The sequence below is a fragment of the Parvibaculum sp. genome (genome assembly GCF_040882025.1).
GTDB lineage: Bacteria > Pseudomonadota > Alphaproteobacteria > Parvibaculales > Parvibaculaceae > Parvibaculum.
Genome location: NZ_JBBECC010000124.1, coordinates 1 through 23,709 on the forward strand (window position 1 = coordinate 1; position 23,709 = coordinate 23,709).

Genomic DNA, 23,709 nt, shown 5'->3' on the forward strand with positions numbered 1-23,709 from the left:
GCGCGCACATGAGGACTGTAACGATCGGCATCCGACCAGACGGCAACCGATGCAACGCCCATCCGCTTCAACGTGCGGATGATACGCAGCGCAATCTCGCCGCGATTGGCGATCAGGACTTTCGCAAACATGGCCTCATGCGTCCCAGATCAAGGTACGAACCGGCGTCGGGTTGAAACCGTTGCAGGGATTGTTGACCTGTGGGCAATTGGAGATGACGCAGATGAGATCCATCTCCGCCCTTATCTCCACATAGTCGCCCGGCTTCGACATTCCGTCGACGATCGCAAGCGTGCCGTCCGCCTCGACCGGCACGTTCATGAAGAAGTTGATGTTCGACACGATGTCACGCTTGGTCAGGCCATGGCGCGACAGTTCCATGATGAAATTGTCGCGGCAGCTATGCATGTACTTCGTCTCGTGGCCGAAGCGCACGGTATTGGCCTCGGCCGAACAGGCGCCCGCCGATGTGTCGTGCCCGCCGGCCGTATCGGCGACGATGACGGCTATGACGCGCCCCTCGTTCGACATCAGCTTCGTACCAGCGGTGACATAGGGGGAGCCCTGCACACGCACTGTGTCCTGCGCGCTGTAGCGCTCGCTGGGGTCCGCGGCGCTGTAGAACAGCGTATCGACGGCCTGCTGGCCTTCGAGGTCGACAATGCGCAGCACCTGCCCTTGCTTAACGAGATGAGACCAGGGACGAAACGCCGGCACCGTGAAATCGTAGAACGCGTGCTCCTCGTGACGGTTGGATATGGTCATGACGCCGTTCCTTCCCGTCCGGCGAGATAGCGCGCGTTGTTTTCGAAGCCGCGCCGGGCTTCCTCGGTCGCGGTACGGCAAAAGTCGTCCGCATCCGGCGGCGGCGACTTCCAGATAATGAGATCGATATCCTTCGGTGCATAGCTGCCCGGCGCCAGCGGATGCGGACAGTTGGAAACGAAGACCAGCAAGTCGAGTTCGGCCCGCAGGTCGGCATAGGCCCCGGCAAGCGCACCCGGCCCCTCCCACTGGACCGCGCCATCCGCGTTGACGCCAACCGGCGCAAACAGTGTCAGGCAGGGCGGAATGTCGCGCTTGGTCAGGCCGTGCTTCGCCGCCAGAAGGATGAAATTGTCGCGCGTATTGCGAAGCGTCCCGTCGCCGTATTTTTCGGCGTTGGTCGCCGATGTCGAGCCGCCAGTCAGCACATCGTTGCGGCCACAGCTGTCGTCGGTGATCGAAGCAAGCACGCGCCCCATGTCGGAAAAGAGGACGCGACCGCGACCGAGTCGCGCGTTCCACTGTACTTTCATCGTATCGCCGGCGTTGAAGCGTTCCGTCGGGTCGGCAGCGTTGTAAAACAGCATCGAAACACCCGGCGTCGCAGCCCGATTGACGATGCGCAGCGTGTCGCCGCGCGCGACGGTGCCCGACCAGCCCCAGCCGCCCGGAACGGTCTCCTTCAGCCGCACCAGATCGTCGGAGATCGCCGCCGGATTGCCTTTCGCTTCGCTGAAGTCGCGGCTCTTCGCCTTGGCACCGCTGAAAAGCCGGCCGTATCGCTCCTTCTGCGCGGCATAGGGGCCTGAATATTTTTCGTTGCGGGATGCTTCCGCCATCGCGCGTCTCCTCTTGCGCGCCGGAGCGTTGCTCCGGGCCGAAGCCTGGCCGTCCAGGCAGATCATCGAAACCGGACGGGCCGTCCCATCCGGAAAATTACTGTGCCGCCAGCGCCGGCTGCGGCGGGGGCGCGGTCTTGCCGTCGACCTTGATATCGAAGGTGACGGTGGCGCCATATGCCTTGAGTTCCTCCGGCCGCGTGCGGCGGCGATCGAAAGCGATGACGCGCGTAGCAAGCTTGAAGGCTTCGGAAAGGTCATGCGTCACCATGAAAACGGTCATGCCCTCCTCGCGCCACAACCTCAGCAGGATTTCATGCACTTCGGCGCGGATACCCGGATCGAGCGCGCCGAAGGGTTCGTCGAGCAAAAGAATCTTCGGTTTCTTGACGAGCGCCTGCGCAATGGCGAGCCGCTGCTGCATGCCGCCGGAAAGCTCCGCCGGATATTTGCGCACCGCCCGTTCGAGGCCGACACATTGGAGCATGTCAAGCGCACAGGCCCGCGCCTCGCGCCGCGCCCGTCCGAAGAGACGCGCCGCAAGGGGACTGCCGGCAAATTCAAGACCGAGCATCACGTTCTGCAGCGCCGTCAGATGCGGGAAAACCGAATACTTCTGGAAGACGACGCCGCGGTCCGGCGACGGCTCGGCTTCGAGCAGAGTGCCATCGACCAGAATGCGGCCCCTGGTGGGCGCTTCGTCGCCCAGCATCATGCGCAGAAAGGTCGACTTGCCGCAGCCCGACGGTCCCACCAGCGCAACGAAGGAACCGGGCGCCACATCGAAGGAAATATTCTCGAGCACCGTCTGGTCACCATAGACTTTCCAGAGCTGCTCGACGGCTACATGCGTCAATTGCCATTCCCCCGATACATCCAGCGGAATGCCGCTCGTTGAAAGAGCCGCAGCGCCAGATCGAGCGTAAAGGCGAGAATGGTGATCCATGCGACGTAAGGCAGGATCACATCCATCGCGAGATAGCGACGCATCAGGAAGATGCGGTAACCGAGCCCGGCATTGGAGGCAATGGCTTCGGCGGCGATCAGAAAAAGCCACGCCGCGCCTAACGACAAGCGCACCGCGTCGATCAGGCGCGGCAACATCTGCGGCACGACGACACGCAGGATGATCTGCCAAGTCGAGGCGCCCAGCGTTTGCGCCTTGATGATTTCCTCATGCGGGATTTCGGATGTCCGGAGCGCCAGATCGCGGATGATGAAGGGCGTGATGCCGACCACGACGAGCACGACCTTCGCAAGCTCGCCAAGACCGAAAATTATGAAGAGGATCGGCAGCACCGAAAGCGGCGGGATCATCGACAAGACGCCGGTAAAGGCATTGAAGGTAGCCCTGAAGTACGGGACAAGACCTTGCAGGATGCCGAAAATGCCGCCAATCAGCGTGGCCAGCGCAACGCCGATGGCAAGCCTTTGAAGGCTCGCCATCGTGTCGCTCCAGAGCAGGTAGCTGCCGGTGCGCGGGTCGGGCAGAAACGCCATGCGCTCGATCGCCGCCGAAATGGTTGCCCATCCCGGAAGCAGCTTGTCGTTGGGATTGACGGCAAGCCGCGCCTCGGAGGCGATCATGTAGGCGACGACGACGAGAAGGAACGGCAGGAGCATAAGGCCAAACCGCATCGCCACATCGGGCCGCCTGTTGATGAGTCTGCGCATGACGTTGCTGCCCTTGTGCCCCCGTTACCCGTCAGAGCTTGCCGTCGGCAGCCATCTGTGCGTATTCGGTCGTGTAACGAAGCAGCACATTGCTTGCGTCGCCGATCACCGTGCCATCCGGCAGCTCGATCCCGATATAGCCCGGCGACGTTGCCTCCTGGCCGAGCAGCTCGTGATCGAAGAGGAACTGCGTGACGAAGGAGGTCGTCTTTGCGAGGTCGGTCTCGGTGAAGGCGATGTAGTCCTGCGGCGTATAGTACATCTCCGTTGCCGCGAGCTGCGCTTCATAGCCTTCGAGATCGGTGCCGGAGGCAACGCCCATCGCGGTTTTCGCGGCCTTGGCTTCCTCTGTATCGGCCGACATCAGGGCCATCGTCTCGTACCAGATGCCGGTCATCGCTTTCGCGAAATCGGGATTGGCCTTGAGCGTTGCGGTGTTGACGACCAGCGAGTCCTGGATTTCGCCCGGCAGCGAGCGCGAATCGAACGCATTATTGGCATCGGCATCGGCAAGGATTTCGGCAGCCATCGGGTTCCACGTGACGATCGCCGTGACATCCGGCGTGCCGTAGGCGGCAATCATGTCGGCGTCGGACGTATTGATCACCGTCACGTCTTTTTCGGACATGCCGATGGATTCGAGGCCGCGCGCCAGCGTGTAGTGCGAAACCGAAAGTTCGACCAGATTGACCTTCTGACCCTTGATGTCGGCAAGCTTGTCCTTGCCCTTCAGGATGATGACGTCGTTGCCGTCGGAATAGTCACAAATCAGCAGGATCGTCGAATCGACGCCGCCCGCCGACGGAATGGCGAGCGCATCCATGTTGGTGGACATCACGCCGTCATAGGCGCCGGCGGTGAACTGGTTGATCCCTTCGATGTAGTCGTTGAACTGCACCAGCTCGATACTGATGTCGTATTTGTCGGCCCATTTCTTGACGATGCCGTTATCCATGGCATAACCCCAGGGCATCCAGCCGACATAGATCGACCAGGCCACCTTGAAGTCCTTTTTCGCTTGCGCCTCGGCATGCGAAACGGGCGCGAAAGCGAGCGCCACAACGGCCAGCGCCGCCATCGCAAATCGGATAGAAGAAAATTTGAATGAAGTCATAGAGCCAGTCCTCCGGATCGAGTGATCGCGTTTCAAAAGCGGAGGATCGGCGTCACGGCGGTATTGCAATGCCAATCCTCGCATTACATCCGTCTCCCGGGCTTTTGTCCCGCCGTGTACCTGGCCCGCTGTTCACCGGGCAGGTTGCGGCTCTCGGACCAGCACTTCGTGAAATCACGCCACGCACGAAGCCGGAACCCTAGCCGCTGCCAATGTCGTCATCGCAAGCGCCGTGCCAGACGCGGAAGCGCCACAAATTGCGGTCTCAAGGGGCTTGGCGGCGTCAACGTCCCGGTGCAGGCTCAGAAATCAAGCAGACCGCGAAGCGGCCTGCCTCAAGTTTGAGCAAAAGCAACAGAGCGGGAATGATGCCGACATTGACGCGCGGAAACCTCGAAGTAACGCTGATGCCCGAAGCCGGCGGCTGCATCGCGCGCTTCGCCGCCTCGCATGAAGGCGGCATTCAGCAGATGTTGCGGCCCCTCCCGCCCGGGATCGCCGCGCCGGGTCCGCTCGACATGGCCTGTTATCCGCTGGTGCCTTTTTCGGGCCGCATAACAAATGGCCGCTTCTCCTTCGCCGGCCATCAGGTGCAATTGCCGCCGGATGACATTTGCGCGCCTCACGCGATCCATGGGCGCGGCTGGCGGACAGCCTGGGAGGTGGCGGAGTCGGACGCGACCCATGCACAGCTTCACTTCCATCACGACGGGCGGGATCCGCGCTGGACATGGCCTTGGAGCTTTGAGGCCGAGCAACACTTTGCACTGGACGAAACGGGCCTCTCCGTAACGATGCGCCTGACCAACCGCGCAGGCGAGGCGATGCCGGCCGGCCTCGGTCTCCACCCGTTCTTCGAAGGGCGCGCAACGGCACGGCTCACAGCGCCGCTGCCACGCGTTTGGGAGAGCGATGAGCGAGGCATCCCGACGGGTGTTGCTCCGACGCCTGAAAGATGGCGCTTCGACGAACCTCGCGCGATGAGGGAGGTCGAGGTCGATCACTGTTTTTCGGGTGGCGACGGGCGCTTTCGCATCGACTGGATGGATCGGCCCTTTGCGTTGCGGATCGCAGCAACGGGCGCCCCCCACACCATTGTCTTCGCGCCACCGGGCGAGGACTTCTTCTGTGCCGAGCCGGTGAGCCATGTACCCGACGCCGTCAACCGCCCGGAACCCGAAAGCGTCACAGGACTCGTTGCCCTGGCGCCCGGCGAAACGCTCGAACTCACTTGCCGTTTTGTCGTCGAGCCCCGTTGATATTCAGCCCCAGGGCCCGCGCCGCACGCTTCGTCCATCGAAAACGCGGGGGGCCGGCTTGTGGAAAAGCGGCACGTCGCGGCGCTTGAAAATGGGGATCAGCAATCCGCCGGCAACGAACCCGCCAACATGCGCCCAGAAGGCGACGCCCGCTTCCTCGATGTCGCTGCCGAGCCCGCTCAGCACCTGAATGACGAACCAGAGCCCGAGCACGATCAGCGCCGGCACATAGAAAGTGCGGAGCAGGATCAGCGGAAACGGGATGAAAAGAACGCGCACGCGGGCACGCGGATAGAGCAGCAGATAGGCGCCGAGGACACCCGATATCGCACCGCTGGCGCCGACCAGCGGAATGGTGGAACCCGGCACCAGCAAGGCATGTGTCATCGCCGCCGCCACGCCGCAGATGAGATAGAACAAGACGAAGCGCACGCGCCCCATCGCCAGCTCGACATTGTCTCCGAAAATCCAGAGATAGAGCATGTTGCCGGCAAGATGCGCCAGACCGCCATGCATGAACATCGAAGTGATGACGGTACCCCAGGCCGGCAGCGGCGCATCCGCCATCGAAACCGAACCGAACAATACGCCGGGGATCAACCCGTAATGGTAGACGGAAAGCTCGTCCGCACCCGGCGGCAGCGACATCTGCCAGAAAAAGACCACAACGCTGATTGCGATCAGTGTCCAGGTCACGACAGGCGTGCCGGGGTTGTGATTGTCGTCGGAAATAGGAAACATGGGCCTGTCCGGCTGGTGGGTGATGCGTACGCCCCAGCCTACAAGATTTCGAGCTCCCACCTAACGGACATGCGGCGCCCGGATCGAAAATTCAGCCGCCTCGGCCGTTGCGAGATCGCGCTTCTGCCGTTCCGAACCCTCGCGCAGCGAACGCGCCGAGGCAATGGCATCTTCATCGGAGTCCTGGCGGAAGAACGTGTAGGAAAGCGTGATGGTGCGAATGCCTTTTGCATCGACGTCGTCGAGCATCTCGGGATCAATGAAGAAGACGATCGGCATTTCGGCGCTTTCGCCGGGGGCAAGCTTTTGCTCGACGAAGCAGAAGCATTCGGTCTTGTTGAAGAAATAGCCGGCCGACTCGGGCGTCACGTTGAATGTGGCACGGCCGACCAGCATCTCGTCGCTGGTGTTGGTTGCATGATAGTAAACCGTCGTCGGCAGTCCGATCCGCGTCTGGACCTCGCGCTGGGCGGGACGGAAATCCCACGGCAGACCCGGCGAGATATTGGCGTCGAAGCGGACCGTAACGGCGGGCCCGGCCTCGTTGAGATCGGCGTGGAGCGGCCGGTTGACACTGACTGTACCGCCATAGCCGGTCGCCGCGCAGAACATCTCGTATAGCGTCGGCGAATAGATGACGGCCGTCGTCATCACGGCGAGAATTGCGCCCGAAAGGGCGACCGGCGGTATATGCGTTCCCAATATCCTCATCGGGGCACCCTAAATCCGGCCCAACCCCCGGGCAAGAAATTCAGGCACGGGAGCCGACGCGGCACATGGCCGCGCCGGGATTAGACCTTCGCGCCCATCATGGTAACAATGGGCCGGAAACCGGCCGGGAGAGCCGGGCGCGGATCGCAGAGGGGGGTACCGGGTGTCGGGTTTTCGGATTGCAATGAGGTTGGGCGGGTGCGCGCTCGCCATGTCATTGGCGACGGGCGCCGCCGCCGATGATGAGCCGCCGGTGCTCGACGAGCTGATCGTCACCACCACAGGCTTTGGCACGCCACGCGCTACGCATATCGGCAATATTTCGAGGATTTCCGGCGACGAAACCGGTTTCATCCTGCCGCTTCAGCCGGCCGAGGCGCTGAACCGCCTGCCGGGCCTCGGCATCCAGCAAGGCAGTGGCGCCGAACATCTGACGGCCATCCGCTCGCCGGTGCTGACGGCGGGCGCCGGCGCAGGCTCCTTCCTCTATCTCGAAGACGGCGTGCCGATGCGGGCGGCGGGCTTTGCCAATGTCAATGCGCTGATGGAGGCGATGGACGAGGTCTCGGGCGGCATCGAGGTCGTCCGCGGCCCGGGCAGCGCCCGCTATGGTTCGAACGCGGAACACGGCCTGGTCAACTTTCTGACACGGCCGCCCGCACCCGACGGCGACGCCGAGCTTTCGGCCTGGGCGGGGCCGTACGACCGCTGGAAGCTGACCGGCACCGCAAGCCGGACGTTGCGCGGCGGCGAGCTGACGACGCATGGCTTCCGCGGTAGCTTCACGACTTACAGCGACGGTGGCTTCCGTGCCAATTCCGGCCTCGACCAGCAAAAGGCGCGCCTGCGTTACGACTTCGCAACGCCGGACACGCGCGCGATCGCAACGCTGACCGCGATCAACACCAATCAGGAGACGGCGGGCTTCGTCGTCGGTCCGAAGGCCTACAAGGACCCTGCTCTTTACAGGACCAATCCCAATCCGGAAGCTTACCGCGACGCCTGGGCCGTGCTCGCCGCGCTGCGCCTCGAACACGACATCGCCGACGGCCGCATGCTGGTGTTGACGCCTTACGCACGCCAGAACGATATGGATTTCCTGATGCACTTCCTGCCGCCCGGCAAGCCGCGCGAGGAAAACGGTCACTGGAGCGGTGGCCTTCTTGCGAGCTTCGTCGCCGATCTCGATGGCGGACATCGCTTGATCTTCGGCTTCGATACCGAATACAGCGACGGTTATCTGAAGGAGATACAGGACCTCCCGACGGTTGGTACTATGCCGCAGGGCACGCATTACGACTACACAGTGAATGCGTTGGTGCTGGCGCCCTATGTTCACAGTGAGTGGAAGCTCTCGCCGGCAACGCTGCTGACGGCAGGTCTACGCCTTGAATATACGCGCTACGACTATGCGAATCGCACCGCCAACGGAACCACTGGCCGCTTCCTGCGTATTCCGGACACAGTCGACGAGTTCACCGATGCGACACCGAAGCTGGGACTGCTACATGTTTTCGACGACAGTCTGACAACCTATGTCAATCTGGCGCGCGGTGTGCGTGCGCCGCAAACCACCGATCTCTACCGTTTGCAGTCGCTGCAGGTTCCGGGCGAAGCGAAATCGGAAGTGCTGGACAGCGCCGAGATCGGTGCGCGCGGCCGGATCGGCTCCCTGCGTTACGAGACCAATTTCTTCTATATGAAAAAGAAGAATTTCTACTTCCGTGACGCCAATGGCTTCAACGTCTCGAACGGCAAGACAAATCACATGGGTATTGAAGCCGAACTTTCGGCGCCGCTCGGCGCGGGCTTCGACATCGCCGGCGCCGCAACATGGGCACGGCACACTTACGCCTTCGACAACATCATCGGGCCCGGCATCAACTCCACAGAGACGATCCGCGACGGCGACGATGTCGACACCGCACCGCGCACCCTCGGCAGCCTGCGACTCGGTTACACTTTCCACGAAGGCGCGGGCCGGGCTGAACTTGAATGGGTACACATGGGGTCCTACTGGATGGATGCCGCCAACACGGTCAAGTATGACGGCCATGACATATTCAATCTGCGCCTCGACTACCAGGCGACCGAGACCCTCTCGGTCTTCGGCAAGCTGACCAATATTCTCGACCGGCGCTACGCCGACCGTGCGGATTTCGCCTTCGGCAGCGAGCGCTACTTTCCCGGCGAGGATCGCGGCCTTGTTCTGGGCGGCTTGTTGCGGTTCTGACCGGCCCGGTGCCGGCACGCCAAAGAAGCGCGACCGCGCGCGCTCCATGCTCTAGTCTGGGATCGCATGCAGACCGGAATTTCAGATCTATGGCCGATCCTTCTGGCCGTCATCCAGTTCGGCGGCGCCATCGGCGCGGCGATCCACGTCATGCTGAGCAAGAGCGACGAGCGCGCGGCGGCGGGCTGGGTCGGCTTCATCGTGCTGGTACCTTTCGTCGGCTGGGTTGTTTATCTGTTGTTCGGCATCAATCGCATCCAGCGCCGCGCGCGCGAATTGCGCGGCGCAAAGAACGAGACGCTGCTGCTGGCGCCGCTGCCGCCGCGCCACGGCGGAACGGCCCTGAGCGAGCGAGAAAGCGGCGATCCGAAGCTGAAGGTACTCGAAAGCCTCGCCCGCTTCGGCCAGAAGGTGCTGCCGGAAAGCTTCGAACCGGGCAATAGCGTTGGCGTGTTGCAGAACGGCGACGAGGCCTATCCGTCGATGATTGCCGCCATCGGGAGTGCGGAGCGTTCGATTGCCCTCTCGACCTATATTTTCAACAACGACCCGGCCGGCCGCCGCTTCGTCGACGCACTGGCCGCCGCCCGCGAGCGCGGTGTGCGCGTGCGGTTGCTGATCGATGGCGTCGGCTCATGGTATTCGCGCCCCTCGCTCATTCCACTGCTGGAGGAACGCGGCATCGACTACGCCCGCTTCCTGCATTCGTTCATGCCCTGGCAGATGCCCTATCTCAACATGCGGAACCATCAGAAGATCATGGTGGTAGACGGCCGCCACGGTTTTACCGGCGGCATGAACATCGCCGAAGGCAACGTCGTCGCGGCCGCGCCGTCCAAGCCGATTCTCGATTACCATTTTCGCGTCGAGGGTCCGGTTGTCGCCCATCTGATGCATACATTTGCCTATGAATGGAATTTCACCACTGGCGAACTTCTCGACGGACCGGACTGGTTCCCGGAAATCGGCGAAACGGGCGACGTGGTGGCGCGCGGTCTGCCGGCCGGACCCGATATGGGGCTCAATCCGATCCGTTGGACGCTTCTCGGCGCATTGGCCGAAGCACGCCGCAACATCCGCATCGTCACACCCTATTTCCTGCCCGACGCAACGCTTCGCACCGCGATCTCGGTTGCCGCCATGCGCGGCGTCGTCGTCGACATCGTTCTGCCGCGCACGAGCAACCTGCCCTTCATCGACTGGGCATCGACACCGCAACTCGAATGGCTCGCCCGCGCCGGCTGCCGTATCTGGAAGTCCGCCGGCGCTTTCGATCACACCAAGATCATGACGGTGGACGGCATGTGGTCGATGGTCGGATCGGCCAACTGGGACGACCGCAGCCTTCGTCTCAACTTCGAATTCAACCTCGAATGCTACGGCACAAGCTTTGCCCGCACGCTCGACGACATCGTCGAGCGGAAAATCGCCGATTCCCACCCCGTCTCGCTCGAAGAGCTGGCGACGCGGTCGCTGCCCGGCCGCATCCGCGACGCCTTTTTCCGCCTCGCCTCGCCCTATCTCTGAGCATGGTGTGACATAAGGCGCCATCCGCTCCGCCTTGTAAGTGCCGGAGAGGGGGTTATGCTTGCATTCGGCGGACCAAGCGGAAGGTGTAGCAATGACGGGAAAAAAGGACGAGGAAGCTCCGGACATCGCGGCACTGAGGGCCGAGATCGAGGCGCTGGAAAGAGCGCTGGCCGAAGCACGTGGCGAGACATCCTTCGGCATGGAAGACGCCGAAGCGATCGGCGAGAGATTGCAGGAGGGGCTCGGCGACATTCAGAAACAGATCGACGCGCATCCGATACCGAGCGCGCTTCTCGCCTTCGGCCTCGGTTTCCTCATCGGCCGCCTGCTGGCGAGATAGGAGACGGCGATGATCGATCCGACGCCCCATATCCGCAAACTCGCCGAGGCGGAACTCTTTCGCGCCGAACTGGAGGCGCGTCGCCTGGCGCGCAAGCTCTCGCTGGTCGGCATTGCGGTCTTCATCGCGCTCTTTGCGCTAACGATGCTGGTGATCGCGGCCTTTCTGGCTCTGTCCGAAATCTATGGCTATCCGCTGGGCGCACTGATCACCGGCGGCGCACTGGCAATACTCGCCTTTGTCGCGCTTTTTCTCGCAGCCAGAAAGCCCGGCCGTGCCGATCGTCTGGAAATGGAACTCGCCAACAGCACCATCCTTCAGGCACGCAGCGAAGTGAAACGCGATTTCGACACGATCGAGCGGACGCTCAATGAGTTGAGCCTCGGCCTTCTCGGCATCGTCAAGGGTTCGACGGGAAGCCTGCCACTGATCACCATCATTGTCGGGGCGCTCGCCGCGATGAGCCCTATACTGCGACGTTTCCTGATGCCCTATTTGCGGAAGGAATGAACATGCGACGCATCGCCTGCGTCACCTTCGCAGCGCTCATTCTGGCGGCTTGCGCGCAAGAGAAATTGCCGCAGCCGGAGGTGACGATGAAAGCGCCCGAACCGCTTGTCGGCGGCATACCCGTCGACGATCGCGGCACGAGACTGGTCGGACCTGCCGGCGGCGCGCTGCTCGGCATGGCAATCGGCGGCGGCAGCGGAACTGAGATCGCAGTTGCCGCTGGCGTCGCCGTCGGCTACGCGGTTGGCGGCTCGGAAGGCCCGTCGCTGACAGGCTTTCCCGCTCAGGCGCATCGCGAGGCGCTGGCGAAAATGATGACGGTACCGCTCCGCGAACCTGTAACCTGGTTCACGGCCTCCGAACATGCGAGCGGCAAAATCACGCCGACACGCGAATTCACCGACGAGCGTGGACGTACCTGCCGCGAGTTCGTGGAGTGGCGCACAGTACGCGCAATGAACGGTCACACAAGCGGCACGGCCTGCCTCTGACGCTCAGTCGGCAAGCTCAACAATCAATGTCGATCCGTCCGCACCGACAACCTTCACCCGTGCGCCGGCGGGCGCGTCGGGTCCTTGCGCCAGCCACAAGCTGTCGCCCACGCGCAGCTTGCCGCGTCCGTCCCGGATTTCCTGTTCGACCGCGAATACCTGACCGATATAGCCGGCACCGCGCTGGTTGAGCGTCGGATGATCGCTTTCCGGCGGATTCCGGGTCAGATAGCGCCGCGATGCCCAGACGAAAACAACAGAGAGCACCGCGAATGTCGCGAGTTGGACCAGCAACGGTGGGGCCAGCAGAAGCGTCAGCACGCCAACTACAATTGCTGCCGCCGCAATCCAGATGAAGAGAACGCCGGGCACGACAAGCTCGAGTATGGCGAACGCCGCCGCCGCGATGAACCACACCCAGTCGCCCAGGAAGTCGAGAAGAGAGCCGTCCGTCTCCATCGTCTACGCTCCCGTCCGCGGCACAGAACCCGTCCCGCCACGGCGCAACGGCGCACCGCCGCCATCGCCCGGCCCGAAAGCCTCGCGCGCGATCTCGCCGATACCGCCGATAGCACCGATAACGCTCGCCGCCTCAAGCGGCATCAGGACGAGCTTCTGGTTGGGCGATGTGGCGATGGCCTTCAACGCCTCGATATATTTCCCGGCAACGAAATAGTTGATCGCCTGCACATCGCCCTCCGCGATCGCGAGACTCACGACCTGCGTCGCCTTCGCTTCGGCTTCCGCCTCGCGTTCGCGTGCTTCGGCGTCGCGGAAAGCGGCTTCGCGCCGGCCTTCTGCTTCGAGGATCGCCGCCTGCTTCTCGCCTTCGGCCGCAAGGATCGACGCTTGCCGCTTGCCCTCCGCCTCGAGAATCGAGGCACGCTTGTCGCGTTCCGCCTTCATCTGCCGTGCCATGCTGTCGACGATGTCGCGCGGCGGTGCGATATCCTTGATCTCGATGCGCGTCACCTTCACGCCCCAGGGGTGCGTCGCTTCGTCGACAACGGTGAGCAGCCGCGCGTTGATCGCGTCGCGCTGCGACAGCAATTCGTCGAGATCCATGCCGCCCATCACCGTTCTGATATTCGTCATGGTGAGGTTCAGGATCGCGTTTTCGAGGAAATTCACCTCATAGGAGGCCTTCGCCGCGTCGAGCACCTGAAAGAAGACCACGCCGTCCACCGTGACCATCGCATTGTCGCGCGTGATGATCTCCTGGCTCTGCACATCGAGCACGGTTTCCATCACATTGACCTTGTTGCCGATGCTGTCGACAAACGGAATGATAAGGCCGAGGCCCGGCGTCAGACTGTGCGTATAGCGCCCGAAGCGCTCCACTGTATAGATGTAGCCCTGCGGAACGATCTTCACCGCGCGGATCAGAAAGATGAAAGCAAGAACAACAATCGCCAGAACGAATATAGTGCCGCCGCCCATCTTCAGGCCTCCTCCAGATTTGATCTCGGCGCCCAGTCTAGCTGAAATCGGAGCGCCGCCAGTTTAAATATGGCAGGTCGAGAACGGCGCAGGAGGCATACGGACTGTTCCGGCGATCCGCGATCCACCTTAAGATGCGCCGCACCGCAACAGGAGATGCTTTCCATGAAGCTCTATCACTCGCCCACGTCGCCTTTCGCACGCAAGGTGCGCGTTCTGATCCGTGAGAAAGATGCGCTGGCGCAGGTAACGGAGGAAGTTGCAGCGGCAATGAGCGATCCGCAATCGCTCATCGAAGCCAACCCGCTCGGCAAGGTGCCCGCCCTGGCATTGAAGGACGGCACATCCTTTTTCGACAGCCCGCTGATTTGCGAATATCTGGACACGGTACTCGATGGACCGCAGCTCTTCCCGGCTACGGGCGCCGGGCGCTGGCGCGCCCTGCGCTTTCAGGCGCTGGCCGACGGCATCATGGATGCTGCCGTTTCGCTTGTCTTCGAGAGCAACCGCCCGGAGGCCGAACGCTCGGAAATGTGGATGGGGCGCTGGCGCCGGGCCGTCGATCGCGGCATCGATTTCGCGGAACAGGAAGTCAGCCTTCTCGACGGACCACTCGATATCGGCGGCATCGCCATCGGCGCGGCCCTCGGCTATCTCGACTTCCGCCATGCAGCGATGAACTGGCAGGCGCGCGCGCCCGAACTCGCGGGCTGGTGGCGCGATCTCGCCAAACGTCCCTCTTTCGCCGAAACCGCCCCGCCGGCCTGAAGGCCTAGCGCCAGGGTTCGACCAGAATCTTGGCGTGCTTCTCGGGATTGCCGAGCTCGCCGAACGCCTCTTTCACGCCATCGACGCCGACCTTGGCCGTGATGAGCGGCGCGCCGTCAATCTTGCCTTCGGCGAGGTGCTGCAAAGTCAGCGCGAATTCCTCCGGCGTATAGCCGAGCACGAACTGCACGTTCAGTTCCTTGTTGATGCCGAAGAAGGGCTCGAACCGGTCCTGCTCCATGCAGACACCGACAACGACGACACGCGCGAAACGCGGCGCGCCCTCGAAGATCTGCTGGATGATGCCCGGCACACCGACGCATTCGAAAATGACGCCGGGGCGCATCTTCGGGCCGAGCCCAAGCAGCGTCATGATGTTCTCGGGATCGTAGCCCTCGGGTGTCGCTTCCTTCGTCCAGCGCGCGTAAGGCGCATCCGCTTTGGGGTCGAGCACGATGTCGGCGCCCATCTGCTCGGCGAGCTTGCGCCGCGCGGGTGAGAAATCAGCCGCGATGATCGGATGAACGCCCTTGATCTTGAGGCCCGCGATCACTGCAAGCCCAACGGGCCCGCAACCGATCACGAGCGGAATGTCATCCGCCGTCAGGTTCGCCTTCTCGACGGCATGCCAGCCGACCGCCATCGGCTCGGTCAGCGCCGCCTGCTCGGTCGGCAGTCCGTTCGGCACTTCGAGCAGCATCAACTCGTTCAGCACCATCTGCTCGGCGAAGCCGCCCGGCTTGTTGTTGGAGTAACCGACGGGGTCCATCTTCGCTTTCTCGCCATTCATGGTGATGGCGATCGGCATCGAGCAGACGCGCGTGCCCGGCTTCAGCTTCTTCTCGGTGCCCGGCCCATGGTCCAGAACCTCGGCGCAGAACTCATGTCCGAAAACGATGTCGCGCTTGAGGTCCATGGTGAAGCTCGATCCCGAGCGCTTCGCCGCCTCGACCATCTTGTCGGCATGATGGAACGCATGGAGATCGGAGCCGCAAATGCCGCAGGCAAGCGTCTTCACCAGGACCTGGCCCATCTCGGGCTTCGGCTCGGGCATCGTGTCGGCGACGAGATCGCCGTTGCGGAAAATGGCTGCACGCATGGGGACGGTCCTCCAGAATGTTCTGTTTTGCCGGTATGCAAGCAGGCGGGCGCTCGCCGCGCAAGGAAATAAATAGACCTCGGTCTATTTGTTATGCAGGAGGTCGGCGGCGTGCGCCGCGGCCTTCAGGCGGCGGCGTTCGGCCAGCGCGTTCCTCGCCACGATGAGAAGAATCGGCAGGGCGAGGATGAGTGTCACCGAATTCGCCCCGATCAACGCCACATCCTGCAGATGAATGCCATACAGCAGCCAGAACGCGATGCCGATCGTGAGGCACGCATACATCGCGAGCGAAAGGCCCGACGTATCACGCGTCCTGATCGTCTTCACCGCCTGCGGCAGAAAGGCGAAAGTCGTGAGGAAGGCGGCGATATAACCGATATGGTCCATGAAGCACCGGGCGAACGGGAAGCGATGCCGCGCATATGATGCTGGGTCCAGGCCCTTGGCAAGGGGCTTCGGCTTTCGCTTCGGGGAGGCGGCGCCGGAAATGCCTTGGGGATTTCCAGCCGGACCGGCAACATGGCCGGCAACGAGGAACGGGAGAACGGGGCCATTCAGTGACACGCAACTGGTTCATCACCGGCACATCCTCTGGCTTCGGCCGGATATTGACCGAAAAGCTGCTGGCACGCGGCGACCGGGTGACCGCGACGCTCCGAAAACCCGGTCCGCTCGACGATCTCGTGGCGCGCCACCCGGATATGCTTCATGTCGCTCTGCTGGACGTGACCGACACCGCCGCCGTGCGCCGCGCGGTCGACGAGGCGTTCGCACGGATGGGCCGGATCGATGTCGTCGTGAACAATGCCGGCTACGGCCTCTTCGGTGCCGCCGAGGAAGTGACGGACGAGCAGATCGGGCACCAGATCGCCACCAACATTGTCGGCTCGATCGACGTCATCCGCGCCGCCCTTCCGCATATGAGGGCGCAGGGCGGCGGCCGCATTCTCCAGGTCTCCTCCGCGGGTGGGCAGCTCGCCCATCCGGGGTTCAGCCTCTACCACACGACCAAGTGGGGAATAGAAGGCTTCGTCGAAGCCGTCGCGCTCGAAGTCGCGCCCTTCGGCATCGACTTCACCATCGTCGAGCCCGGCGCGACAAAGACGAAATTCGGAGAAGGACTCGTCATGCCGAAGCCGATGCCTGCCTATGACGACACGCCGGTGGGTGCGATGCGCCGGGGCGCGGGCGGCACGCCGTTCGGCGTCCAGGGCGACGCTGAGAAATCGGTCGACGCGATCATCGCCTCGATGGACGCGAGCCCCGCCCCGCGCCGTCTCGTGCTCGGCGGCAGCGCCTATACGCGGATTCGCGAAGCACTGCAGAAACGGCTTGCCGAGCTCGAAGCGCAGAAGGAGACCGCCTTCTCCGTTGACGCGGACAGCTAGATCAGTCCGCCGCCGCCCAACCCTGCAGCACCGCCGCCTCGTGACGCACCCGCTCCGGACCGCCGAGAAGCTGGCGATTGAGGCCGATCCGCTTGAACCAGTAGTGAAGCCCGACAAGATCGGTAAAGCCCATGCCGCCATGAACCTCCGTCGCGGTACGCGCGACGAAGCGCCCGACCTCCGATGTATGTGCCTTGGCATGGGCCGCCATCAGGCTCGCCTCGCCGGGCATCGTGTCGAAAGCATGCGCCGCGTACCAGACGAGCGCCCGGCAGGGTTCGAGCTCGGCCGCCATCTCAGCGCACATATGCTTGACCGCCTGGAACGAGCCGATGACCCGGCCGAACTGCTTGCGCTCGCCGGCATAGGCCACCGCCTTCTCGATCATTGCCGAACCGGCGCCGAGCGTATCGGCGGCAAGCATGACCCGGCCCGCATCGATCATGCGCCGGAGTGTCATCCCCGTGTCGCCCGAGGAAAGCGGTTCGGCCCCGACCTCGTCGAACCGCAATTCGCAAAGCGGCCGCGTCAGATCGATGCTGGTCAGGGCAATGCGCGTCAGACCCTTCGCGTCGCCATTGACGAGATGCAGCCCGCCCGCCTTGTCGGCAACGATGAAAATATCGGCACCCATTCCATCGAGGGCGAACAGCGCCGTGCCGCTGAGCTTGCCGCCCGATGCCGTCACACCCGCACCCTCGCGCGCGCCGGCAGCCCGCTCCGAGACGGCGACGCCGGCAATCGTCTCGCCGCTTGCAAGCTTCGGCAGCCACACCGCCTGCTGGGTCTTGCTCCCTCCACCGGCAATCGCGATCGGCGCCATCACGGCGGTCGCGACGAAAGGCACCGGCGCGACATGCCGGCCGAGCATTTCGGCCGCCAGCGCCGTGTCGAGCAGCCCCATTCCCATACCGCCATGTTCCTCGGCGACAAGCATGCCCGCAACGCCAAGCTCGACAAGCGCCTGCCATATATCAGCGGCAAAAGGCTCATGCGTCTCGGCCGCCTGGCGTACGCGCGTGAGCGGCGAGGCCTTTTCGAGCGTCCGGCCAATGCTTTCCTGAAGCAGTTTCTGGTCTTCCGACAATCCGAATTCCATCGGTCCGCTCCCTACGCTTTGGCCGGCTTCGGTTCGCGCGGCATGCCCAGCCCGCGTTCCGAAATGATGTTTTTCTGAATCTGCGCCGTACCGCCGCCGATGATCAGACCGAGATCGAACATGTAGCGATGCTGCCAGGCGCCGCCCGCGCGCAGATGCGGACTGTCCTCATAGAGAACGCCGATCTCGCCCAGCGCGTCGATGGCAAGCGCCGCCAGACGGTGATTGATCTCGCAACCCTGCAGCTTGACGATCAGCCGCGCGATACCGGGATCCTCGCCCTTGGCCGCGGCGGTCAGCAGCCTGAGCCCGTGGAACTGCATCGCAAGCACCCGCCCCTGCAATTCGACGAGACGGTCGCGATAGACCGGATGATCGATCAGCCGCATCCCGTCGATCGTTTCCTTGTGCATCAGGTCGACGATCTCTTTCAGTCGCGTTCCGGCCTGGTTCGGATCGCCCAGCATGCCGCGCTCGTGTTTGAGCGTCGCATTGGCGACGAACCAGCCCTGCCCGCGCCCGGCCACGATGTCCTTCTTCGGCACCCGCACATCGGTGAAGAACACCTCGTTGAATTCGGCATGCCCCGTCATCGTCTTCAGCGGCCGCACCTCGATCCCCGGCGTCTTCATCGAGAAGATCAGGTAGGAAATACCTTCATGCTTCGGCTTGTCGGGCTCGGTGCGCACGAGGCAGAAAATCATGTCGGCTGCATGCGCCGTCGAGGTCCATATCTTCTGCCCGTTGATGACGAAATCGTCGCCATCTTCCACCGCCTTCGTCTGCAGCGAGGCCAGATCGGAACCCGAGCCCGGCTCCGAATAGCCCTGACACCAGACGACTTCGCCCCGGAGCGTCGGCGCGATCCATTTTTTCTTCTGCTCTTCGGTCCCGAGTTCCAGCAATGTCGGCACCAGCATCGAAATGCCCTGATTGGCAATGCCCATCGGCAGGCCGGCGGTGGTGAACTCCTCGGCGATGATGCGCGACTGCAGAATGTCGGGTTCGGCGCCATAGCCGCCATACTCCTTCGGCACGGTCCGCGCCGCATAGCCATGCTCGATCAGCAGACGCTGCCAGGCGAGCGTCTCCTCCGACGGACGCGACACACCGAAGCGGCGCGGGGCCTTTTCGCCATGCGCAGCGATGAAAGCGCGAATCTCCGCCCGAAAGGCTTCATATTGCGGTCCGTAAGCGAGATCCATGAAAGGCGTCTCCCGGCGCGGCGCGGACACCCCGTCGGGCGCCGGCGCTCATTGTTGGTTTTGCGAGGCCCGGAGTGTAGCGCGCGTCGCGCGCGCGTAAAGCGCCGCAGAGACGCACTAGGCGCACGCTGCGTCAAGAACACGGACGATGGGAAATTCAGGCGGCCGAGCCTGCCGCGATGGCAGGGCGCAGGCCCCCGGCCGGCGAGTTGCGCAGGAAAATCTCGAACTCGGCGGCCGGCATCGGACGGCCGAGAAAATAGCCTTGCACCTCGTCGCAGCCGAGTTCGCGCAACATGTCGAACTGGTCGGCGCTTTCGACACCTTCGGCAACCACCGACACGCCCAGTGCATGTGCGAGGTCGATAATGACCTTCGGAATTACATGCCCGTCGCGGCGGTCGGCAATGTCGTTGACGAAGCTGCGGTCGATCTTCAGCCGCTTGACCGGGAAGCGCTTGAGATAGGCAAGAGAGGAATAGCCGGTGCCGAAATCGTCGATGCCGATGCCGATGCCGAGGCTCCTGAGCCGGCGCAGCGTCCCGATCACCGTGTCGACATCCTGCATCACCATGCTTTCGGTGACTTCGAGTTCGAGATATTGCGGCGAAAGTCCGCGCGCGATCAGCGTATTGGCGATCGTGTCGGTGAGATCGGTGCGCCGGAGATCGATCGCCGAAACGTTGACAGCGATGGCGATCCGGGGCATCCCGTCATCCTGCCACGCCCTGTTCTGGCGGCACGCCTCGTCGAGCACCCATTTGGTCAACTCGACAACGATCCCGCTCCGTTCGGCCACCGGTATGAAAACCGACGGTGGAATGAAACCGCGCTCTTCGTGCTGCCAGCGGATCAGCGCCTCTGCGCCGGTAATCCGGCCGGTCGCAACGTCGACTTTCGGCTGATAATAGAGCTTGAGTTCCCGTCGTGCCACGGCGACGCGCAGGTCGCGTTCGATCTGGTTGCGCTCGATGGCACGCAGATGCAGTTCGTGACGATAGAGCACGCAAGCGCCGGCACCTTCCTGCTTGGCGCGCGACAGCGCCAGGTCGGCGTTTTTCATCAGCACCTCGGCATCCCGGCCGTCCTGCGGAAACAGCGTCATGCCAACGCAGGATGCCTGTTGCAGCTCCTGCGCGCCAAGACGAAACGGTGCGCCGACGGCGCGTACAAGGCGGCTCGCCAGTTCCAGCGCCTCGTCGGCACTCCGGACGCCGTTGAGCACGATTCCGAACTCGTCGCCGCCGATGCGCGCCACGACATCGCCCTCGCGCTGGCAGCCCTTGAGAATATCGGCCGTTCGCTGCAACACGAGATCGCCTGAATCGTGACCCAGCGTGTCGTTGATGTCCTTGAAGTTGCCGAGATTGAGGATCATCACGCCGACAAAACCGCCGCGCCGTTCGGCGCCGGCGATCGCTTCCACGAGTTGTGTCTTGAAGAAGCCCCGATTGCCGAGCCCCGTCAATCCGTCGGTCACCGCGATATTGGCAAGTCGGGCTTCGCCGTCTCGCGTTGCCTGGAACGACGCGGTCAGCGCCCGCGCCACGATGCCGATTTCGTCACCCTGTTCCGAGGTCGCCGCCTCGCCGCGCCGGTTGTCCTGCGCATAGTCGCGCAAGGCCTCGATCGGCACCACGACGATACGGTGGATCAGCATCGAAATGGTCAGAATGGCGAGTATCGCCGTAATGGTGAGCCAGGTCATGGTGTCCCATGCCTTGGCCGTCAGCCGGGCGACCAGCCGGTCCATGTCGACGCGGACAATGGCGACGGCGTGCATGCCGGCGGGTGCAAGGTCGAGCCATACGGCATAGTCGCCGCCATAAGCACTTCCTCCCGCCAGATGCGTCTGCGGTTCGATCGCGACCGGCCGCTTCGTCTCGGCACGCGTCCCGGCAAACGCCGCGGCAGCCGCAGCAACACGCTTGCCCTGCCATTCCGCATGAGAGGCGGCGGCGATCTTCCCGTCGTGTCCGGCAACCGCCACCTCCGCGATGCCGGGTGCATTGCCGACCGCCGCAAGGATCGTCTCGAGTTCTTCGGGAGAACGCGCGTGCCGCGCGGCATGGGTCAGCACATCGCCGGCCGCGCCCGCGCGCAGATCGGCTTCATGCGCGAGATTCTGGTTGAACATGGTGACGACATAGACGCCACTCATCGCCACCAATACCATGCCGACCACCGTCAGAAGAGCGACCACCTTGGCACGCAGCGACAGGAAATGCGTCGCGATATGGACACGCAGCACCGGCAGCAAGGTGCGGGCGCGCGTCAGCGGGACCCCGTCGCCAGGCGGTCTTGTTCGGGTCTGCGACGTTTCGCCCTCATACTCGACTGACACTTGATTCCTCGCATGTCGACATCCGGCGCGATGCCGAATTATCAGGAAACTCAAGCGTTTATAGGGCTTGGGAAACTAAGATTGCGTTACGCGGGAGGGCGCGGCCGGACTTCTGTCCCGAAACGGAACAATTGTCACCGGACTCGATGGTGCAGCCGGACGCGCCGCCAGCTTGATGCCCTTGAGCCACAGCCGCAGCGCCTCCCAGTGAATGCCGCCGACGACCTTGAGCGTCAGCAGTGGATGACGCAGAAACGCGAGCGCAAGCTGGCGGTCGTCGAAAGCATGCGCCGTCCCCGCGAAGGATGCCGTCAGCATCGCGCCGCCCTCGTCGCTTTCCCGGATGGTCAACGCCAGTCGCGCGCCTGGACGAAGAACCTTGAAGTGATAACGCCCCGCAACTGGCAGGAAGGGGGACACGTAGAAGGCCTTGTCGCAGGCCTGCGCGACGATGCTGGCCTGCGGTGTCTCGACCGGAATGAGATAGCTGTGCCGGTCGCCGAATGTGTTGTTGACCTCGTAAAGCATCGCCACAAGCCCGTCGTCGGCGCGATGACAGAAATAGACGGTCAGTGGATTGAAGACATGGCCAAGCACACGCGGCAGACAAAGCGCCTCGATCCTTCCGCCGCCGGTCTCGATGCCGGCCCGCGCCAGTTGTGCCTCGATCCAGAGGCGCAGCGGCCGGCCCGATCCGTCACCGTGATCGCTGTCATGGAAACTGAAGAGCGAGAAGCGGTTATGGGCGAACAGGCGCGAACACCGCGACAGCGCCGGCAATTCGTCGAGGTCGAGCAGCATGTAGAAGACGCGATAGGAAAGCGCATGAACGCGCGGCCGCAGCCGGCGATGGAACACCGTGCCGGAATAGAGACGCGACCTTGCTGCAGCGTTCAAACGATAACCTCCATCGCTTGATGCGTCGGCGCCAGCGAAATGCGGCCGGAGGGATTGGCTACGGTCCATGGCCGCTCGACGCCGCCTAGTTGCTCGGCGACGGCAAGTCCCGCCTGCAAACCATCCTCGTGGAAACCCGACCCGAAATAGGCGCCGCAAAACCACGTCCGACGCACGCCCTGAATATCCCAGAGTTGGCGCTGCGCGGCGAAGGCGCCCGTGTCGAACACCGGATGATCATAGTCGATCCGCGCATGGACGCTGTCGGGCGCCGGATCGTGCGAAGGATTGAGCGTCACGAAAAGCGGCCGTTCCGTCGGCAACGGTTGCAACCGGTTCATCCAGTAACTGACGCAGACCGGCGAGCCGGCACCGCCGCCCATATAGTTCCAACTCGACCAGACGCGTTTGTTGAGCGGCATGTAGGCAGGATCGGAATGAAGCCAGGCGACGTTGCGCTGATAGGGCATGGCGCCGAGCAACGCCCGCTCGCGCCGGTCGGCGTCCGCGAGGAGCGATAGGGCCTCGTCACTATGCGAGCCGATGACGACATGATCGTAGCGTTCGGCGCCACCGCGCACGTCGCACACCGTCACACCCTCCGTATCGCGGCTGATCGAGGTAACGCCGCTGCCGGTGCGGATACGGGCACCGAGCGGCATTGCGAGCTTCGCAACATATTCGCGCGAACCGCCCGTCACCGTGCGCCAGGCGGGCCGGCCGCTCAGCCGCATCAGCCCGTGATTGTCGAAGAAGCGCAGAAAGGCGAGCGCGGGAAACTGCTCGACCCGCTCGATCGGGAGCGACCAGATCGCCGCGCACATCGGCAGGAGATGATCGTGGCGCAAGGAGGCGGAATATCCCTGTTCGCGCAGGAAGTCGCCGAGCGGCTTCCGGTCGAGACCCGCCAGCGAAACGAGATCGGGCGTCGAGCGATAAAGCCTCAATATGTCACCGATCATCCGCCACATGCGCGGGCTGGCGATGTTGCGCCGGTCGGCAAATATTCCGTTGAGGCCCGATCCGGAATATTCGAACCGCCGCCCGCTCCCCGTTTCGAGCGAAGCGGCAAACGACATGTTGCTGACGCTGGTCGCGACGCCGAGCGTGTCGAACATCGCGGTCAGGTTGGGGTAATTGCGCTCGTTATAGACGATGAAGCCGGTATCGACCGGGACAGGCCCTTCCGGCAGATCGGCCACCACCGTGTTCGAATGGCCGCCGATGCGATCATTCTTCTCATAGACGGTCACGTCGTG

Annotated in this window: 25 protein-coding genes and 1 riboswitch; of the genes, 8 read left to right on the forward strand and 17 right to left on the reverse strand. The window is 63.2% G+C overall.

From position 1 onward, the window contains the following. From WEB61_RS08900 to WEB61_RS08925, 6 genes are all read right to left on the reverse strand, one after another. Window positions 1–131, reverse strand: a 131-nt coding sequence (locus WEB61_RS08900) for a biotin carboxylase N-terminal domain-containing protein (RefSeq protein WP_368064007.1), incomplete at its 3' end; no start/stop codon positions are given. 4 nt (window positions 132–135) lie between these two features. Beyond that, on the reverse strand, window positions 136–765 hold the full coding sequence (locus WEB61_RS08905; RefSeq protein WP_368063984.1) for an urea amidolyase associated protein UAAP2: 630 nt from the start codon (window positions 763–765) through the stop codon (window positions 136–138). Continuing rightward, window positions 762–1,604, reverse strand: coding sequence for an urea amidolyase associated protein UAAP1 (locus WEB61_RS08910; protein WP_368063985.1), 843 nt, complete (start codon window positions 1,602–1,604; stop codon window positions 762–764). Before WEB61_RS08910 ends, WEB61_RS08905 begins: the two co-directional genes overlap by 4 nt. Window positions 1,605–1,701: 97 nt before the next feature. After that, window positions 1,702–2,460, reverse strand: a complete 759-nt coding sequence (locus tag WEB61_RS08915) for an ABC transporter ATP-binding protein (protein WP_368063986.1) — start codon at window positions 2,458–2,460, stop codon at window positions 1,702–1,704. Beyond that, complete coding sequence (locus tag WEB61_RS08920) at window positions 2,457–3,278, reverse strand: ABC transporter permease (RefSeq protein WP_368063987.1); 822 nt, start codon at window positions 3,276–3,278, stop codon at window positions 2,457–2,459. The genes WEB61_RS08915 and WEB61_RS08920 overlap by 4 nt, the downstream gene beginning before the upstream one ends. 31 nt (window positions 3,279–3,309) lie before the next feature. Beyond that, window positions 3,310–4,356, reverse strand: a complete 1,047-nt coding sequence (locus WEB61_RS08925; RefSeq protein WP_368064008.1) for a putative urea ABC transporter substrate-binding protein — start codon at window positions 4,354–4,356, stop codon at window positions 3,310–3,312. A 127-nt stretch (window positions 4,357–4,483) separates the two neighbouring features. Continuing rightward, window positions 4,484–4,606: riboswitch (guanidine-I (ykkC/yxkD leader) on the reverse strand. Window positions 4,607–4,769: 163 nt separating this feature from the next. Between WEB61_RS08925 and WEB61_RS08930 the strand changes: the two genes are divergently transcribed. Then, window positions 4,770–5,651 carry an aldose 1-epimerase gene (locus WEB61_RS08930; protein WP_368063988.1) on the forward strand — a complete coding sequence of 294 codons (882 nt, stop codon included), beginning with the start codon at window positions 4,770–4,772 and terminating at the stop codon, window positions 5,649–5,651. 3 nt (window positions 5,652–5,654) lie between these two features. On the opposite strand, the gene WEB61_RS08935 is transcribed toward WEB61_RS08930, so the two are convergent. Together WEB61_RS08935 and WEB61_RS08940 are read right to left on the reverse strand one after the other, a co-directional pair. After that, on the reverse strand, window positions 5,655–6,392 hold the full coding sequence (locus WEB61_RS08935) for a rhomboid family intramembrane serine protease (RefSeq protein WP_368063989.1): 738 nt from the start codon (window positions 6,390–6,392) through the stop codon (window positions 5,655–5,657). A 60-nt stretch (window positions 6,393–6,452) separates the two neighbouring features. After that, a complete protein-coding gene (locus WEB61_RS08940; RefSeq protein WP_368063990.1) occupies window positions 6,453–7,103 on the reverse strand; it encodes a cytochrome c oxidase assembly protein in 651 nt (216 codons plus the stop codon). A gap of 211 nt (window positions 7,104–7,314) precedes the next feature. On the opposite strand from WEB61_RS08940, the gene WEB61_RS08945 reads away from it, so the two are divergent. The 5 genes from WEB61_RS08945 (at window position 7,315) to WEB61_RS08965 (ending at window position 12,207) form a co-directional block, all read left to right on the forward strand. After that, window positions 7,315–9,336: a TonB-dependent receptor gene (locus WEB61_RS08945; protein WP_368063991.1), complete on the forward strand. Its 2,022-nt coding sequence runs from the start codon at window positions 7,315–7,317 to the stop codon at window positions 9,334–9,336. A gap of 66 nt (window positions 9,337–9,402) precedes the next feature. Further along, window positions 9,403–10,863, forward strand: a complete 1,461-nt coding sequence (locus WEB61_RS08950) for a phospholipase D-like domain-containing protein (RefSeq protein WP_368063992.1) — start codon at window positions 9,403–9,405, stop codon at window positions 10,861–10,863. Window positions 10,864–10,957: 94 nt separating this feature from the next. Further along, the gene (locus WEB61_RS08955; RefSeq protein WP_368063993.1) at window positions 10,958–11,206 is read left to right on the forward strand and encodes a hypothetical protein; all 249 of its coding nucleotides are present in this window, start codon (window positions 10,958–10,960) and stop codon (window positions 11,204–11,206) included. A 9-nt stretch (window positions 11,207–11,215) separates the two neighbouring features. After that, the gene (locus WEB61_RS08960) at window positions 11,216–11,716 is read left to right on the forward strand and encodes a phage holin family protein (RefSeq protein ID WP_368063994.1); all 501 of its coding nucleotides are present in this window, start codon (window positions 11,216–11,218) and stop codon (window positions 11,714–11,716) included. A 2-nt stretch (window positions 11,717–11,718) separates the two neighbouring features. After that, entirely contained in the window at window positions 11,719–12,207 is a 489-nt protein-coding gene (locus WEB61_RS08965) for a hypothetical protein (protein WP_368063995.1), read from the forward strand. A 3-nt stretch (window positions 12,208–12,210) separates the two neighbouring features. On the opposite strand, the gene WEB61_RS08970 is transcribed toward WEB61_RS08965, so the two are convergent. Both WEB61_RS08970 and WEB61_RS08975 read right to left on the reverse strand, forming a co-directional pair. Continuing rightward, complete coding sequence (locus WEB61_RS08970; RefSeq protein ID WP_368063996.1) at window positions 12,211–12,666, reverse strand: NfeD family protein; 456 nt, start codon at window positions 12,664–12,666, stop codon at window positions 12,211–12,213. Between the two features lie 3 nt (window positions 12,667–12,669). After that, the gene (locus WEB61_RS08975) at window positions 12,670–13,647 is read right to left on the reverse strand and encodes an SPFH domain-containing protein (protein WP_368063997.1); all 978 of its coding nucleotides are present in this window, start codon (window positions 13,645–13,647) and stop codon (window positions 12,670–12,672) included. 165 nt (window positions 13,648–13,812) lie between these two features. On the opposite strand from WEB61_RS08975, the gene WEB61_RS08980 reads away from it, so the two are divergent. After that, window positions 13,813–14,415 (forward strand): glutathione S-transferase N-terminal domain-containing protein, encoded by a 603-nt coding sequence (locus WEB61_RS08980; protein ID WP_368063998.1) that lies wholly within the window; start codon window positions 13,813–13,815, stop codon window positions 14,413–14,415. Between the two features lie 4 nt (window positions 14,416–14,419). Here the strand turns inward: WEB61_RS08980 and WEB61_RS08985 are convergent, their stop codons facing one another. Then, a complete protein-coding gene (locus tag WEB61_RS08985) occupies window positions 14,420–15,514 on the reverse strand; it encodes a zinc-binding dehydrogenase (RefSeq protein ID WP_368063999.1) in 1,095 nt (364 codons plus the stop codon). Between the two features lie 84 nt (window positions 15,515–15,598). Beyond that, on the reverse strand, window positions 15,599–15,904 hold the full coding sequence (locus tag WEB61_RS08990) for a SemiSWEET family sugar transporter (protein ID WP_368064000.1): 306 nt from the start codon (window positions 15,902–15,904) through the stop codon (window positions 15,599–15,601). Window positions 15,905–16,074: 170 nt separating this feature from the next. Between WEB61_RS08990 and WEB61_RS08995 the strand changes: the two genes are divergently transcribed. After that, window positions 16,075–16,905 (forward strand): SDR family oxidoreductase, encoded by an 831-nt coding sequence (locus tag WEB61_RS08995; protein ID WP_368064001.1) that lies wholly within the window; start codon window positions 16,075–16,077, stop codon window positions 16,903–16,905. Between the two features lies 1 nt (window position 16,906). Here WEB61_RS08995 and WEB61_RS09000 read toward each other — a convergent pair whose 3' ends face one another. The 5 genes from WEB61_RS09000 to WEB61_RS09020 all read right to left on the reverse strand — a co-directional run. Beyond that, window positions 16,907–18,004 (reverse strand): acyl-CoA dehydrogenase family protein, encoded by a 1,098-nt coding sequence (locus WEB61_RS09000; protein WP_368064002.1) that lies wholly within the window; start codon window positions 18,002–18,004, stop codon window positions 16,907–16,909. 11 nt (window positions 18,005–18,015) lie between these two features. After that, window positions 18,016–19,209 carry an acyl-CoA dehydrogenase family protein gene (locus WEB61_RS09005; RefSeq protein WP_368064003.1) on the reverse strand — a complete coding sequence of 398 codons (1,194 nt, stop codon included), beginning with the start codon at window positions 19,207–19,209 and terminating at the stop codon, window positions 18,016–18,018. Between the two features lie 157 nt (window positions 19,210–19,366). Then, window positions 19,367–21,553: a putative bifunctional diguanylate cyclase/phosphodiesterase gene (locus WEB61_RS09010; RefSeq protein WP_368064004.1), complete on the reverse strand. Its 2,187-nt coding sequence runs from the start codon at window positions 21,551–21,553 to the stop codon at window positions 19,367–19,369. 75 nt (window positions 21,554–21,628) lie between these two features. Further along, window positions 21,629–22,450, reverse strand: a complete 822-nt coding sequence (locus WEB61_RS09015) for a DUF1365 domain-containing protein (protein WP_368064005.1) — start codon at window positions 22,448–22,450, stop codon at window positions 21,629–21,631. Next, window positions 22,447–23,709: NAD(P)/FAD-dependent oxidoreductase (locus WEB61_RS09020; RefSeq protein WP_368064006.1), on the reverse strand; the 1,263-nt coding region annotated here is incomplete at its 5' end. The genes WEB61_RS09020 and WEB61_RS09015, both read right to left, overlap by 4 nt.

Coding starts and splice junctions, on each gene's coding strand:
- WEB61_RS08985 (WP_368063999.1), bottom strand. CDS start 15,514: ATGCGTGCAGCCATTTTCCGCAACGGCGATCTCGTCGCCGACACGATG.
- WEB61_RS08920 (WP_368063987.1), bottom strand. CDS start 3,278: ATGCGCAGACTCATCAACAGGCGGCCCGATGTGGCGATGCGGTTTGGC.
- WEB61_RS08935 (WP_368063989.1), bottom strand. CDS start 6,392: ATGTTTCCTATTTCCGACGACAATCACAACCCCGGCACGCCTGTCGTG.
- WEB61_RS08965 (WP_368063995.1), top strand. CDS start 11,719: ATGCGACGCATCGCCTGCGTCACCTTCGCAGCGCTCATTCTGGCGGCT.
- WEB61_RS08945 (WP_368063991.1), top strand. CDS start 7,315: ATGTCATTGGCGACGGGCGCCGCCGCCGATGATGAGCCGCCGGTGCTC.
- WEB61_RS08950 (WP_368063992.1), top strand. CDS start 9,403: ATGCAGACCGGAATTTCAGATCTATGGCCGATCCTTCTGGCCGTCATC.
- WEB61_RS08980 (WP_368063998.1), top strand. CDS start 13,813: ATGAAGCTCTATCACTCGCCCACGTCGCCTTTCGCACGCAAGGTGCGC.
- WEB61_RS08905 (WP_368063984.1), bottom strand. CDS start 765: ATGACCATATCCAACCGTCACGAGGAGCACGCGTTCTACGATTTCACG.
- WEB61_RS08910 (WP_368063985.1), bottom strand. CDS start 1,604: ATGGCGGAAGCATCCCGCAACGAAAAATATTCAGGCCCCTATGCCGCG.
- WEB61_RS08990 (WP_368064000.1), bottom strand. CDS start 15,904: ATGGACCATATCGGTTATATCGCCGCCTTCCTCACGACTTTCGCCTTT.
- WEB61_RS08975 (WP_368063997.1), bottom strand. CDS start 13,647: ATGGGCGGCGGCACTATATTCGTTCTGGCGATTGTTGTTCTTGCTTTC.
- WEB61_RS09005 (WP_368064003.1), bottom strand. CDS start 19,209: ATGGATCTCGCTTACGGACCGCAATATGAAGCCTTTCGGGCGGAGATT.
- WEB61_RS08970 (WP_368063996.1), bottom strand. CDS start 12,666: ATGGAGACGGACGGCTCTCTTCTCGACTTCCTGGGCGACTGGGTGTGG.
- WEB61_RS08925 (WP_368064008.1), bottom strand. CDS start 4,356: ATGGCGGCGCTGGCCGTTGTGGCGCTCGCTTTCGCGCCCGTTTCGCAT.
- WEB61_RS08940 (WP_368063990.1), bottom strand. CDS start 7,103: ATGAGGATATTGGGAACGCATATACCGCCGGTCGCCCTTTCGGGCGCA.
- WEB61_RS08960 (WP_368063994.1), top strand. CDS start 11,216: ATGATCGATCCGACGCCCCATATCCGCAAACTCGCCGAGGCGGAACTC.
- WEB61_RS08955 (WP_368063993.1), top strand. CDS start 10,958: ATGACGGGAAAAAAGGACGAGGAAGCTCCGGACATCGCGGCACTGAGG.
- WEB61_RS09000 (WP_368064002.1), bottom strand. CDS start 18,004: ATGGAATTCGGATTGTCGGAAGACCAGAAACTGCTTCAGGAAAGCATT.